Annotated in this window: 11 protein-coding genes; 5 read left to right on the forward strand and 6 right to left on the reverse strand. The window is 63.5% G+C overall.

Going from position 1 to position 12,971, the window contains the following annotated elements; all coding sequences use genetic code 11:
* The first annotated feature begins 94 nt into the window (after positions 1–94).
* Genes ACOQFP_RS07180 through ACOQFP_RS07190 form a run of 3 tightly spaced genes read left to right on the forward strand, consistent with a single transcriptional unit; the run spans position 95 to position 3,127 of the window.
* Positions 95–1,084 carry a tripartite tricarboxylate transporter substrate-binding protein gene (locus ACOQFP_RS07180; RefSeq protein WP_341244364.1) on the forward strand — a complete coding sequence of 330 codons (990 nt, stop codon included), beginning with the start codon at positions 95–97 and terminating at the stop codon, positions 1,082–1,084.
* Positions 1,081–1,605, forward strand: a complete 525-nt coding sequence (locus tag ACOQFP_RS07185; RefSeq protein WP_421583888.1) for a tripartite tricarboxylate transporter TctB family protein — start codon at positions 1,081–1,083, stop codon at positions 1,603–1,605. Before ACOQFP_RS07180 ends, ACOQFP_RS07185 begins: the two co-directional genes overlap by 4 nt.
* A gap of 16 nt (positions 1,606–1,621) precedes the next feature.
* Positions 1,622–3,127 carry a tripartite tricarboxylate transporter permease gene (locus tag ACOQFP_RS07190; RefSeq protein ID WP_421583889.1) on the forward strand — a complete coding sequence of 502 codons (1,506 nt, stop codon included), beginning with the start codon at positions 1,622–1,624 and terminating at the stop codon, positions 3,125–3,127.
* Between the two features lie 63 nt (positions 3,128–3,190).
* Here ACOQFP_RS07190 and ACOQFP_RS07195 read toward each other — a convergent pair whose 3' ends face one another.
* The gene (locus ACOQFP_RS07195; RefSeq protein WP_421583890.1) at positions 3,191–4,264 is read right to left on the reverse strand and encodes an alkene reductase; all 1,074 of its coding nucleotides are present in this window, start codon (positions 4,262–4,264) and stop codon (positions 3,191–3,193) included.
* Positions 4,265–4,386: 122 nt separating this feature from the next.
* The gene (locus tag ACOQFP_RS07200; RefSeq protein ID WP_421583891.1) at positions 4,387–6,564 is read right to left on the reverse strand and encodes a glutamine synthetase III; all 2,178 of its coding nucleotides are present in this window, start codon (positions 6,562–6,564) and stop codon (positions 4,387–4,389) included.
* 192 nt (positions 6,565–6,756) lie between these two features.
* Between ACOQFP_RS07200 and ACOQFP_RS07205 the strand changes: the two genes are divergently transcribed.
* The gene (locus ACOQFP_RS07205; protein ID WP_206492170.1) at positions 6,757–7,224 is read left to right on the forward strand and encodes an SRPBCC domain-containing protein; all 468 of its coding nucleotides are present in this window, start codon (positions 6,757–6,759) and stop codon (positions 7,222–7,224) included.
* 26 nt (positions 7,225–7,250) lie between these two features.
* On the forward strand, positions 7,251–7,691 hold the full coding sequence (locus tag ACOQFP_RS07210; RefSeq protein ID WP_206492169.1) for an SRPBCC family protein: 441 nt from the start codon (positions 7,251–7,253) through the stop codon (positions 7,689–7,691).
* Positions 7,692–7,710: 19 nt separating this feature from the next.
* Here ACOQFP_RS07210 and ACOQFP_RS07215 read toward each other — a convergent pair whose 3' ends face one another.
* The 4 genes from ACOQFP_RS07215 to ACOQFP_RS07230 all read right to left on the reverse strand — a co-directional run bounded on the left by ACOQFP_RS07215 (position 7,711) and on the right by ACOQFP_RS07230 (position 12,935).
* On the reverse strand, positions 7,711–8,526 hold the full coding sequence (locus ACOQFP_RS07215) for a class I SAM-dependent methyltransferase (protein WP_421583892.1): 816 nt from the start codon (positions 8,524–8,526) through the stop codon (positions 7,711–7,713).
* Between the two features lie 181 nt (positions 8,527–8,707).
* Positions 8,708–10,150: a fatty acid desaturase family protein gene (locus tag ACOQFP_RS07220; RefSeq protein WP_206492167.1), complete on the reverse strand. Its 1,443-nt coding sequence runs from the start codon at positions 10,148–10,150 to the stop codon at positions 8,708–8,710.
* Positions 10,151–10,174: 24 nt separating this feature from the next.
* Positions 10,175–11,272, reverse strand: coding sequence for a ferredoxin reductase (locus tag ACOQFP_RS07225; protein ID WP_206492166.1), 1,098 nt, complete (start codon positions 11,270–11,272; stop codon positions 10,175–10,177).
* A 100-nt stretch (positions 11,273–11,372) separates the two neighbouring features.
* Entirely contained in the window at positions 11,373–12,935 is a 1,563-nt protein-coding gene (locus tag ACOQFP_RS07230) for an FAD-dependent oxidoreductase (RefSeq protein WP_421583893.1), read from the reverse strand.
* Between the last annotated feature and the right edge of the window lie 36 nt (positions 12,936–12,971).

The raw sequence follows: 12,971 nt of genomic DNA on the forward strand, positions 1-12,971 counted from the left end.
CCACCGAGGTCAACCTCGAGGTTTTTGTGAATTGGACTAATCAGACAGACTGTATCTAACCTGACGCTGTGACACATCACACGAAAGGTCTCTGATGGCGATCTCTCCCACACTCCTACGAACTGTCGGTGCATTGGTGGTGGTGGGAGCGGTGACTGTGGCAGGCATCGACGCCGCCCGCAGTACCAGCGGCTCCGACGCCCGCGCCAAACTGACCTTGATAGCACCGGCCGCCGCGGGCGGAGGCTGGGATCTGGTGGCACGCGAATCGCAGCAGGCGCTGCGCAGCGATGGCATCGTCAACAATGCCCAGGTCGTCAACGTTCCCGGAGCCGGTGGCACCATCGGTCTGAGCCAGCTCGAAAACCTCGCAGGTCAGCCGACGACGGTGATGATCACCGGCACCGTGATGCTCGGCGGAATCGCGATCAACAGGTCCGAGACCACTCTCGCCGACACCGTCCCGATCGCCAAGCTCGCCGAGGACTTCGAGGTGTTCGTCGTCCCCCAGGATTCACCGATCCAGAATCTGGACGACATGATCGAGGCCTGGCGGGCCAACCCGGGCGGACTTCCTATCGGCGGCGGCTCACTCGGCGGCATCGACCACATCGTCGCCGGGCAGTTGGCACAAGAAGCCGACATCGACCCTGCCGCAATCAATTACATTGCCTACTCCGGCGGCGGTGAAGTGCTGACGTCTCTGCTCTCCAACACCGTCGGCGTTGCAGTCAGTGGTTTCAACGACTTTCGCGATCAGATCGAGGCAGGCAACGTGCGCGCTCTCGCCGTGGCATCGCCCGAACCGCTCGACGGATTCGATGTGGACACCTTCATCGAACAGGGTTACAACGTCGATCTCGTCAACTGGCGAGGAATCGTTGCGCCACCGGGGATCTCGGACGAGGACCGACAGACTCTCATCGAGATCGTCGGCGAGATGGTCGAGACCGAGCAGTGGGCGACGGCCGTCGAACGCAACCGCTGGAAGGAATCTGTGGTGAGCGGGGACGAATTCGGAGAGTTCCTCGACGTCGAGCAGGCACGTATCACCGGAATTCTCGAGGAGTTGGGGCTGGTATGACAACGACGACTACCGAAACGAGCCGATCCTTCTGGACGGGCCGCAGTGGGCTGATCGTCCCCGCTCTGCTCGTCGCGCTCGGCGTGTTCCTGGTCTACGGAACTGTCACCATGGAAGTGCCGGCCACTGCCACTTCACCTGGCCCACAAGTGTTTCCGGCTATCGTCGCCGGTGGCTGCTTCGTCGTCGCAGTCCTGGTCGCCATCCAACTGATGGTCACCCCCGAGGTGATCGACCGTGGAGTCGACGACGACGGAATACCGCACAGCGGTTCGGTCAGCAACTGGCGCACGCTGTCGATCACCGTTGGATCGGTGGCTGTGTTCATCGCCCTGCTCGACCCGCTCGGCTGGGTCCTGGCCGGCGCAGTGCTGTTCTGGGGTGTGTCGATCGGATTGGGCGGACGCCGGTACGTGTTCGACGCGGCAGTGGCTCTTCTGGTCTCGAGCGCAATTCAGATCGCATTCTCCGCGGGCCTCGGCCTGAACTTGCCCGGCGGCGTCCTCGCCCAGATCTTCTGACGGAGCTGAACTTCTGATGGATTCATTGAGCAACCTTCTCGACGGGTTCGGCACCGCGCTCACTCCGATGAACATCGTCTGGGTGTTCGTCGGCGCACTGCTCGGCACCGCCGTCGGCGTCCTACCGGGCCTCGGATCGGCCATGGCGGTGGCACTGCTGCTGCCCGTCACGTTCACCCTCGACCCCACAGCCGCGCTGATCATGTTCGCCGGAGTGTATTTCGGCGGTCTGTTCGGCGATTCAATCTCCGGAATTCTGATGAACACCCCCGGCAACAGCACCGCCATCGCCGGCACGTTCGAGGGCCATCGAATGGCCAAGAACGGACGGGCTCCACAGGCTTTGGCGACCTCTGCCATCGGCGCTTTCATCGGCGGCATCGTTGCAACGACTCTGGTGGTGTTCTTCGCCCCGACTCTTGCATCGCTGGCAACCAATTTCGGACCCGCCGAGTACCTGGCCCTGGCCGTATTCGCCTTCATCGCGACCTCTGCGGTGGTGTCGGACTCCGTGCTCAAAGGCCTGACCGCACTGTTGATCGGTCTCACGCTGGCCGTGATCGGCATCGACGGGCCCTCCGGCGCTTCACGATTCACGTTCGAGGTACCGGCCCTGTTCGACGGCATCCACATCGTCGTCATCACCGTGGCCATGCTCGCACTCGGTGAGGTCATCCACATCGCGTCGAAGATCGGCCGCCCCGAGGATCGGACGCTGATCAAATCACAGGGACGACCGTGGTTGAGCAAGGCCGAGTTCCGCGATGCGCTACCCGCATGGTTGCGCGGCACTGCATTCGGTGTGCCGTTCGGTGTGGTTCCCGCGGGCGGTGCCGAAGTGCCGAGCTTCCTGGCGTACGGAACCGAGCGCAGGCTCGATCGCAAGCGCGCGACGCCCATGTTCGGCAAGGGGGCAATTCGCGGCGTCGCCGGTCCCGAGGCCGCCGGAAACTCCACCGCAGGTACAGCAATGGGTGCCCTGCTGGCTCTGGGTCTGCCGACGTCCGCGACCGCCGCGATCATGTTGGCGGCCTTCCAGCAATACGGCATGCAGCCCGGACCACTGCTGTTCGAGCGCAGCGGCGATATCGTCTGGGCCCTGCTGGCCAGCTTGTTCGTTGCGATGATCGTGCTGCTGATCCTCAACCTGCCGTTCGCACCCTTGTGGGCGCAGCTGCTCAAGATCCCGAAGAATTACCTCTACGCAGGTATCTCGGTCTTCGCTGCACTCGGGGTCTATGCGTCGAGTGCGTCGATCGTGGACCTGATCTTCATGCTGGGGCTCGGCATCGTCGGATTCATGATGCGCCGCTACGACATTCCGCTGGCACCGGTGTTGATCGCGGTGATCCTCGGCCCACTCGCCGAGGAATCGCTCCGACGCGCGTTGGCAGTCAGTGAGGGCGATCCCACGATTCTGGTCGGTAGCGGCATCACGATCGTGCTCTACGCACTGATGACCATCGCCGTCGTCTTCTCGATCGTCAGTAAGGTGCGCGCCCGCAAGACCGCAGACTTCTAGGTCTGCGGTTCGCAGTTCGTATACCCCGGGCACGCATCGCTTTCCGCGTGCCCGGGGCGTTCGTCAGTGCTGCAGGGCCGGATAGTCGGTGTACCCCTGGGCACCATCGGTGTAGAAGGTGCTCTGGTCCGGCTCGTTGAGCGGCAGATCCTCGCGCCAGCGGTAGGCGAGATCGGGGTTGGCGATCGCCGGACGGCCGACGACCACAGCGTCGCCGATTCCCTCGTCGAGCAGCGATCGTGCTTCGTTGCGGCTGGTGATCTCACCGAATCCGCTGTTGACCAGTACCGTGCCGCCGAACGCCCGCCGCAGGTCCTGGACGAGTTCGCCCGCCGGTTCCTTGTGCAGCACACTGAGATACGCAAGACCGAGTGGTGCGATTCGATCCACCAACGCTCGGTAGGTGGCACGCACATCCTCGGCGTCCGTCTCGAGCGCGTCTTGAATGTTGTGCGCCGGCGAGATCCGAATACCCACCCGGCCCGCACCGAGCGCCGCGACCACTGCCTCGACGACCTCGGCGACGAATCGCGCTCGATTCTCCGGCGCGCCGCCGTAGGCATCTTCCCGAATGTTCGATGCAGGCGAGAGGAACTCGTGGAGCAGGTAACCGTTGGCACCGTGGATCTCCACGCCGTCCATTCCGGCGGCAACCGCGTTCTTCGACGCCTGCACGAACTCTTCGATGACCGACGGCAGCTCGTCCTCGCGCAATGCTCGCGGGGTGGGGTACGGCTTCTTGCCCTCGTAGGTATGAGTCCGGCCGTCGATCGCGATCGCGCTGGGCCCGACGACCTCGTGGCCGCCGGTCGTCGCCTCGTGAGTGACGCGGCCTGCGTGCATCACCTGAGCGAAGATCACCCCGCCGTCGGCGTGCACTGCGTCGGCGACGGTGCGCCAGCCCTCGATCTGCTCATCGGTCACCAAGCCGGGCTGACCAGGAAAACCCTGACCGGCCCGGCTCGGGTAGGTGCCCTCGCTGACGAGCAGACCCAGAGATGCCCGCTGCCTGTAGTACTCGACCACCAGCGGGCCCGGCACACCGCTTGGCCCGGAACGCATTCGCGTGAGCGGGGCCATCACCAGGCGGTTGTCGAGCTTCAGGTCACCGAGGGTCATCGGGGAAAACAACTTCATGGATCTCTTCTCCTCACGGGCGTGCACAACGTGCGTCACTACGCCGAACCCACGAGAACCATGAAGCTATTCCGCCTCGAGATATTGCTCACGCAACTACACAAGTGGAACGTGGAGCGCACTCACAAGATGTAGAGCATCTCCTGATACGTCGGCAGCGGCCACAGATCGTCGGCCACCATCGCCTCGAGGATGTCCGCAGCGGATCGTACTGCCGCCATCGCAGGCAGCAGTTCTTCCTTGGCATGAGTGGCCTCGGCGAGAGCCTCACCGCCCGGATCGGCCTCGAGCGCGGCCTTCAAGGTGGCCAGCGCGCTTCGCAGCTCGGACAGCGGCTCCGAGACCGCCTGCAGCGCAGACATGTCCGGGTCGATTCCGGCACCGGAGAGTGCACTGACGTTCTGCGCCAACTCGGTCTGGTATCGCACCGCCGCGGGCAGGATGGAGGTCTGCCCCATCTCGAGGGTCAGACGCGCCTCCACGAACACCGTCAGCGCATACTGCTCGAGTCCTACCTCATAGCGCGAGTGCATCTCTCGGTGGTTGAAGACCTTGTACTTCTCGAACAGTTCCATCGCCGACTCCGAAACGAGTTCCGGGAGCGCGTCGAGCGTCGTCCGCAGGTTCGGCAAGCCGCGTGCCTTCGCCTCGATCTGCCAGTTGTCGGAGTAGCCGTCGCCGTTGAACACCACTGCCCCGTGTTCGGTGATGATCTCCGTCAGCAGGTTCTGCACCGCGGTGTCGAAGTCGGTGCCCTCGGCGACAGCAGTTTCGAGGTTGGTCGCCATGTAATCGAGCGCCTCGGCCATGATCGTGTTGATCGTGACCATGGGGCCGTTGACGGTCTGCATCGAACCGGGTGCGCGGAACTCGAATCTGTTGCCGGTGAACGCAAACGGGCTCGTCCGGTTGCGGTCGCCCGGATCTGTCGGCAACACCGGCAGAGTGTCGGCACCGATCATCATGGTGCCCTTGCCCTTCGAGGACGTGGCTGCGCCCTTGGCGATCTGGTCGAAGACGTCGGCCAGTTGGTCGCCCAGGAAGATCGAGATGATCGCGGGCGGTGCCTCGTTGGCACCGAGTCGGTGATCGTTGGTCGCCGACGCCACCGAGGCGCGCAACAGACCGCCGTACTTGTGCACCGCGCGAATAACGGCGGCGCAGAAGACGAGGAACTGCGCGTTGTCGTGCGGATTGTCGCCGGGCACCAACAGCGATCCCAGCTGGGAGTTTCCGAGCGAGAAGTTGACGTGCTTACCCGAGCCGTTGACGCCTTCGAAGGGCTTCTCGTGGAACAGGCACTCCATGCCGTGCTTCTTGGCGATCGTCTTGAACATCGTCATCAGCAGTTGTTGGTGATCTGCTGCGATGTTGCCGCGCTCGAACATCGGCGCGATCTCGAACTGTCCGGGCGCAACCTCGTTGTGCCGAGTCTTGGCCGGGATTCCCAGCTTGAACAGCTCACGCTCGGTGTCCATCATGAAGCCGAGCACTCGCTCGGGAATGGCGCCGAAGTAGTGGTCGTCGAATTCCTGGCCCTTGGGCGGCTTCGAACCGAACAGGGTGCGACCGGCATTGAGCAGATCGGGGCGAGCGAGGAAGAAGTGGCGGTCGACCAGGAAGTACTCCTGCTCCGGCCCGCAGAACGAGACGATGTTCTCGATGTCCTCGTGCCCGAACAGCTTCAGGATCCGCTCGGCGTGAGCGCCCATTGCCTGCTGCGATCGCAACAGCGGCGTCTTGTGGTCGAGCGCTTCGCCGGTCATCGAGACGAACACCGTCGGGATGCACAGGGTGTTCCCGTTCGGGTTCTCGAGCACGTATGCGGGACTGGTGACGTCCCAGCCGGTGTATCCACGGGCCTCGAACGTGTTGCGCAGGCCGCCGTTGGGGAAGCTCGATGCGTCGGGCTCGCCTTGAATCAGCGTTTTGCCTGCGAACTCGGCGAGTGCGCTGCCGTCCCCGACGGGGTCGAAGAAGCTGTCGTGCTTCTCGGCCGTCAACCCGGTGAGGGGGTAGAACACGTGCGCGTAATGCGTCGCGCCCTTCTCGAGCGCCCAGTCCTTCATCGCCGACGCGACCGCGTCGGCGACCATGGGGTCGAGCTTCTTGCCCTTGTCGATCGTCGCCATCACCGACTTGAACACCGATTTGGGCAGACGCTTCTGCATGACGACCTTGCTGAAGACGTTCTCACCGAAGATCTCGCCCGGCTTCTCGTCTCCGACGAAGCTGACCGCAGGCGGTACATAGGCCTCGACGTCTTTGATCGCCTGCAGGCGGACGGCATTTCCACTCATGGCTACCCCTCGACACGGTGTGCGCTCCGCAGCTGGATTGTGCGGAGTCCGACGGGGCGACTGTACGAACGCGACGTGGCGGTCGTGTTTCGTCATTGTGTCCACTGCGAGGCAAAACCCGAGCCACAGTTTCCATCTGTGCCCGCCCGGGTAGACCCAGACAACCATGCCACCACCGGAAGGCGTAACCCCATGACCGATGAGTTGACCGTCCGCCGCGTGATTACCGCACCCCCGGCATCGGTGTTCACAGCGCTGGCCAACCCCGAGGTTCACGCTGCTGTCGACGGCTCGGAGATGCTCCGCGGCGCGATCGACCCGGTGCCGATGCGTGAGGTGGGTGACACCTTCGCGATGCAGATGTATCAGCCGCAGCTGGGCGAGTACGTCATGGAGAACACCGTCTTCGTCTTCGAACAGGACCGACGCATCGGCTGGATTCCCCGACGCCAGGGCATGGAGCCTCGCGGTACGCGATGGTCGTGGGAACTCGACGACTTGTCCGAGGACCGTACTGCGTTGACCCAGGTCTACGACTGGTCCCGCGTCACCGACCCGGAGTTTCGGGCGGCGGCGGGCTTTCCCCGGGTGACCGAGGAGCAGATCGTCGGCACCATGGGGCGACTGGCCGACCATCTCGGCGTCACCGTCGAGAACTGACCCACCCAGACGAGAAAGAGAACACGATGGTCGACGTCACCAGAACCTTCACCGTTGCGGTCGCGCGCGAGAACGCCGCCGCGTATCTCCGGGACTTCGCCCACGCGTCGGAGTGGGATCCCGGAACCCAGAGCTGCAGACAAGTGTCCGACGGCCCAGTCGCCGCGGGTACGCAGTGGCACAACGTCTCGAAGTTGTTCGGGATCACCACCGAGCTGACCTACACGTTGGTCACCGACGAACCGAACCACATCGTCTTCGAAGGTGAGAACAAGACCGCCACGAGTGTCGACGACATCACTCTGACGGACGAGGGGCCGCAGTCGACCCGAATCGACTACCACGCTCGCGTCGAATTCAACGGTGCCGCAAAGGTTGCCGGTCCATTCCTCAAGGCTGGATTCGAAGCGAAGGTCGCACCCGAGACGGTGGAGAAGATGACCGAGGCTCTCGAACGACTACGCTGAGGACCTGCTTGCGCGAGAACTACTTACGCGCGACGACGGTGAAATTGTCGGCCGAACTCGTCACCGCGTCGGGCTCGACTATCGACCCGTCGTCGGCGAAGATCTCCACGATCGTGAAACCCGCCTCGGTCACCAGTGCCCGCACATCCGAGACGGTGGTGAAGTGCATGAACGGCGCGAAGTCGTGGGCGGCGAGTGGAGCGGTGGCCCACGTGCCGCGGTCGTCGACGCGGGTCCTTCCCGACCACCAATTCCTCACGCTGCGAACAACTCCGGCAGGATCGAGTAGTCGGCGTCCGGCCGCGGTCACGGCCCGTTTCGGTGAGAACGTGAAGGGCTGGGTCGGCCGGCTGAGTTGAAACGGAGTCTCCCCGAAGGACGGTCCGTTGCGGTTGAGGGTGGAGAACACCACCATTCCCGACGCACCGAGGACTCGGTGAAATTCTGCGAGAACTCGACCCCGCTCCTCATGGGTGACGGTATCGATTCCGTTGTTGCTGAAGACGATCAGGCCGAACTCGCCGTCCGCGAAGTTCTCCAGATTGCGCGCGTCGGCCACGTACGCCTGCACGTTCGGAAAATTCCGCCGAAAGGCATCGACCATGGTGGGCGCGTAGTCGATCGCAACATAGCTCTCGCTCATCAGCCGCAGCATCGCCGTGGTTCGACCGCTGCCGACACCGACGTCCAGCACCGGTGTTCCGCGCGAGACCCCGGCCGCAGCGACCAACGCTGCAGCCTCCCCTCGGTCGAGAAAACCATCGGTGGGACCGGCGTATTCGACGTACGCCGCTGCCACCCGAGCACTGTCGAACACATCTCTGTTGTGGTCCACGGACACGCGATCACCTCTGTCTCTCGAAACCCGCTGACACCGACGTCACGCCCCTGTGACCAGACGGTACCGGCGAACCCTGAGGACCGCCTGAGGCCGACTCGAGGCGAAACCACAACGAAACAACCGCGGCCACCCGGTGATCGGGTGGCCGCGGTCGGGTAGAGCTCGAGGGGGTACGTCAGTCGTCGCCGCGGGGCGGCGGTTGAACGTCGACACCGCCGGAGTTGTGCTCCGGTCCGGCCGCGGGGTGACCGGACGGTACGCGGCCACGCGTCTTCGCGGCCTCACTGTCCTTGGTGGCACCCTCGGCGAACTTACGACGCCAGCTCTCCTCGGGACGGTAAGGGCCGGGCTTGGGCCGAACCTTGCCACCGGGGAAGGCCAACCGTGCGATGGTCCGCTGGACCATGCCGTACTGCTGCATCAGCGGTCCCGAGTTGTAGGGCAGCTGATAGCGCTCGCAGATGTCCTTGATCTTGGGAGCCACTTCCGAGTAACGGGTGCTGGGCATATCCGGGTACAGATGGTGCTCGACCTGGTAGCTCAGGTTGCCACTCATCAGATGGAAGAATGGGCCGCCGTCGATGTTGGCCGCTCCGACGAGCTGACGGACGTACCAGCCGCCTCGGGTCTCGTTCTCCACCTCTTCCTGACTGAAGGTGTACGCCTGATCAGGAAAGTGACCGCAGAAGATGATGCCGTGCGACCACACGTTGCGGATGATGTTGGCCGTGAAGTTGGCCGCCAACGTGGACAGGAACGTGCTCTCGACCCCGCTGAATCGACTGTCCAGCAACGATGCCGCGCGACGGTTCTTACCGAATCGCGTCGACGACCGCAGCTTCGAGGCGAGCCTCGACCTCTTGCTCTCGGACAGGCGACCACCCGAGACCACCTGCGCGAGCGCGAACGCACCGGCACTGATCAGCGGCCAACCCACGTAGTCCTTGACGAACTGCTTACGCGCCTTGACGCCGATTCCCTTGAGGTCCTCGATGAGGTCCTTGACGGGCTTGTCACCGCGACGAATGGCCTCGATATCGAGATCGTGCAGCGCAACACCCCACTCGAAGAACGCCATCAGCAGAAGGTTGTAGAGCGGCTGGGCGAGATACGCCGGATGCCACTCCTGCCGCGGATCGATGCGCATGATCTCGTATCCGAGATCCTTGTCCTTACCGCGAATGTTGGTGTACGTGTGATGAACGTAGTTGTGCGAGTGCTTCCACGAGCTGGCAGTGGATGCGGTGTCCCAGTCCCACACCGAGGAGTGAATCTCCGGATCGTTCATCCAGTCCCACTGGCCGTGCATGACGTTGTGACCGATTTCCATGTTCTCGAGAATCTTCGCGATACCGAGGCATGCGGTGCCTGCCAGCCATGCGGGCTTGCTGGTGGACCCCAGCAACAGCACTCGGCCCGCCACGAGCAGCTGGCGCTGAGCGGCGATCACCGAGGTGATGTACTTACGGTCCTTGTCCCCGAGGCTGGCGTACACCTCGTCGTGGATGGCGTCGAACTCCTTGGCCAGTTCGGCAATGGTCTCGTCACTCAGGTGCGCCAGTGGGCTCACGGGCTCATCACTGGTATCGGTACGCCTGGTGGTTTCGTCGATAGTCATACATTCCCCTGTTCGATGTGTTGATCAGAGTTCGATTTCGATGTCGCCCTCAGCAGTATTGACACAGATCCGAACGGCCTGCCCCGTAGGTTCGGAGACATCCCCGTTACGCAGGTCACGTAAACGTCCCTTTTTCAGGGTGCCGACACAGGTGTGACAGATGCCGATTCGGCAGCCGAAGGTCAGATCCAGGCCGGCTTCCTCACCCGCGGCGAGAATTGTTGTGCCGCCGTCACATTCGACTTCCTTCTCGCTGTTGAGGAACTTGACGGTGCCGCCCTCACCCGCATCGTCACCACCACCGATGACCGGCTGGAAACTCTCGTGATGGAAGCGGTCGTAATCGCCCTGGTCCTTCCAGTACGAGCGCAGATCGTCCAGATGCTCGCCAGGGCCGGAGCAGAATGCTTCTCGATCACGCCAATCCGGGACCAGTTCGTCCAATTCGGACGCTTTCATTCGCCCCTCGTCGCTGGTGATCCGCAGCTTCACCGTCAACCCGTCGTGCTTGGCCTCGAGTTGGTCGAGGGTATCGGCGAACATCAACTGCTCACGGTTGTGCACCGAATGCACCACCACGACATCGCGAACCTGATCGTGATGGTCCAGGGACCGCAACATGCTGATGATCGGGGTGATGCCGCTGCCCGCGCTGATGAACACCATCTTGTCCGGAACAGGACTCGGCAGAGTGAACTCGCCCTCCACCTCGCTGAGCCGGACGATATCGCCGGTTCTGATGGTGCCCACCAGATACGGCGAGACGGTGCCCGAGGGCACCAGCTTGGGACTGACACTGACCAGCCCGTCTTTCGGGTCCGGATCGGAGGTCAAGGAATACGCCCGCCAGTGGTACCGACCGTCGATCAACACACCGAGCCGGACGTACTGCCCGGGCGTGTGACCGGCCCACTCGAAACCGGGACGGATGTACACCGAGACCGCCTCCGACCCCTCCGGAACGATCCGCTCGACCTTCCCCCGAAGCTCGCGAGTGGTCCACAGCGGATTGATCATCGACAAGTAGTCGTCGGGACGAAGAGGATTGAACAATGACCGGACTGCGCGCAGCATCGTCCGTCGTACGAAAGAAACCTGGGGCTTGGCCCCCCGTTCAGCCATACTCAACGGTAACCCTGCGCGGCGCACAGCGCGCCGAAAATGCTCAGACTCGAATGCGGCTGCTACACAATGTGAACAGAACCGAACAGCCCTCGACTGGTCAGCGCGCTCTCGACACCCGATCGCCCAGAGCCGCACTCACTTTTCCGTACCAACCACGCGGACGCACAGAGCCTCGGGTGGGGACATCGGCCAACAGAGCTTCGGCCGTCTCCTCTGCATCGATCTTGTTGTCGCCGATGCCGCCGGTGGCACCACGCTTGGCCCAACCCACCACGTAACAGCCAGGAACCGGGCTGCCGTCCGCGGCAGTGACACGCCCTCCGACGTTGCAGATGGTGCCCGTGATGTCGTCGAACGGAACACCCGGTGCCGGGGTTCCGCGATATCCGATGGCCAAGAGAACCAGCTCGGTCGGCAACGTCACGGCATGCTCACCGACACCGAACTCGATGGCGTGCACCGAGTCCTCGCCATGCAGAGCAGCCGGTGCCCGACCGAAGGCGAAAACGATACGGCTGCGTGATACATCTCCGGGTCGTTCCGCAGGCTCCACTCCTGATTTTCCGGGTCGTTCCGCAGGCTCCACTCCTGCCCCCGAACCCAACTCGACGCGAGGAACACCGGCCAACGCCGACGCCGAAGCCGACAGTGGAAGCCGATCGAGCGCCTCGACGATTCCATCGGGTCCCGCCACCACGACATCGACACCGGGGCGATCGACCAGGGCCTTGCACTCCGAACGGGTGAAGGCCGCGAACTCCGGCCCCCGCCGAGCCAGGACGACGACCTCCGACACCCGGTGGCGACGCAATTCGGCCAACGCATGTGGGGCGATCTCGGTTCCTTCGAGCTGATCCGGGTCCGCGGTGAGGATGCGGGCCGCATCGAGGGCGACGTTGCCGTTTCCGATGATGGTGACCCGGTCCACGCCGGTGAGGTCGATCGCGTCTGCAGGCACATCTGGATGACCGGTGTACCAACCCACCAGGGTGCGCGCGCTGACCGAACCGTCGAGGTCGATGCCGGGAATCTCGAGCGCTCGATCCTTGTCGGCCCCGACGGCGTACACGACGGAATCGAACTTTCGAGCCAGTTCCACATGGTCGACGTCCTTGCCGACCTCCACTCCGAGCTTCATGGTCACCCGCGGATGCGCGAAAATTCCCCGGAAATGCTCGCTGATGCGCCGCGTACCGAGATGATCCGGAGCGACGCCGTAGCGGGCGAGACCGCCCGCGGTGGGCAGCCGGTCGTAGAACGTGATTTCGGTGCCAGGCACGCGCAGCAGCGCCTGGGCGGTGTAGCAGGCAGCCGGTCCGGTCCCGACGATGGCGATGTCGATCGGCGGCAGATCGTTGACCGTCGCCACCGGGAACCGAGGCGCGCCCCACTCCGCCACGGCGGGCTTGTCCTTGTAGTAATCGGCGTTGATGTCGGCGTAGATCTGCTGGTCCGGCGTCAGCCGAGACACGCGTGCAATCGCGTCGACCGGGCATGCATCCGCGCAGGCACCGCAGTCGATGCACGAACGCGGATCGATGTAGAGCAGCTCGGTCTTACCGAAGTCCGGCTCGTCGGGTGTCGGGTGAATGCAGTTGACCGGGCACACCGACAGGCAGGATGCGTCGTTGCAACAGTTCTGCGTGATCGCGAACGGCATGGGTTCTCAGATGTCCTTCACGGCCTCGAAAAGCGC

It is taken from the genome of Rhodococcus sp. MALMAid1271 (assembly GCF_049195265.1).
Classification (GTDB): domain Bacteria; phylum Actinomycetota; class Actinomycetes; order Mycobacteriales; family Mycobacteriaceae; genus Rhodococcoides.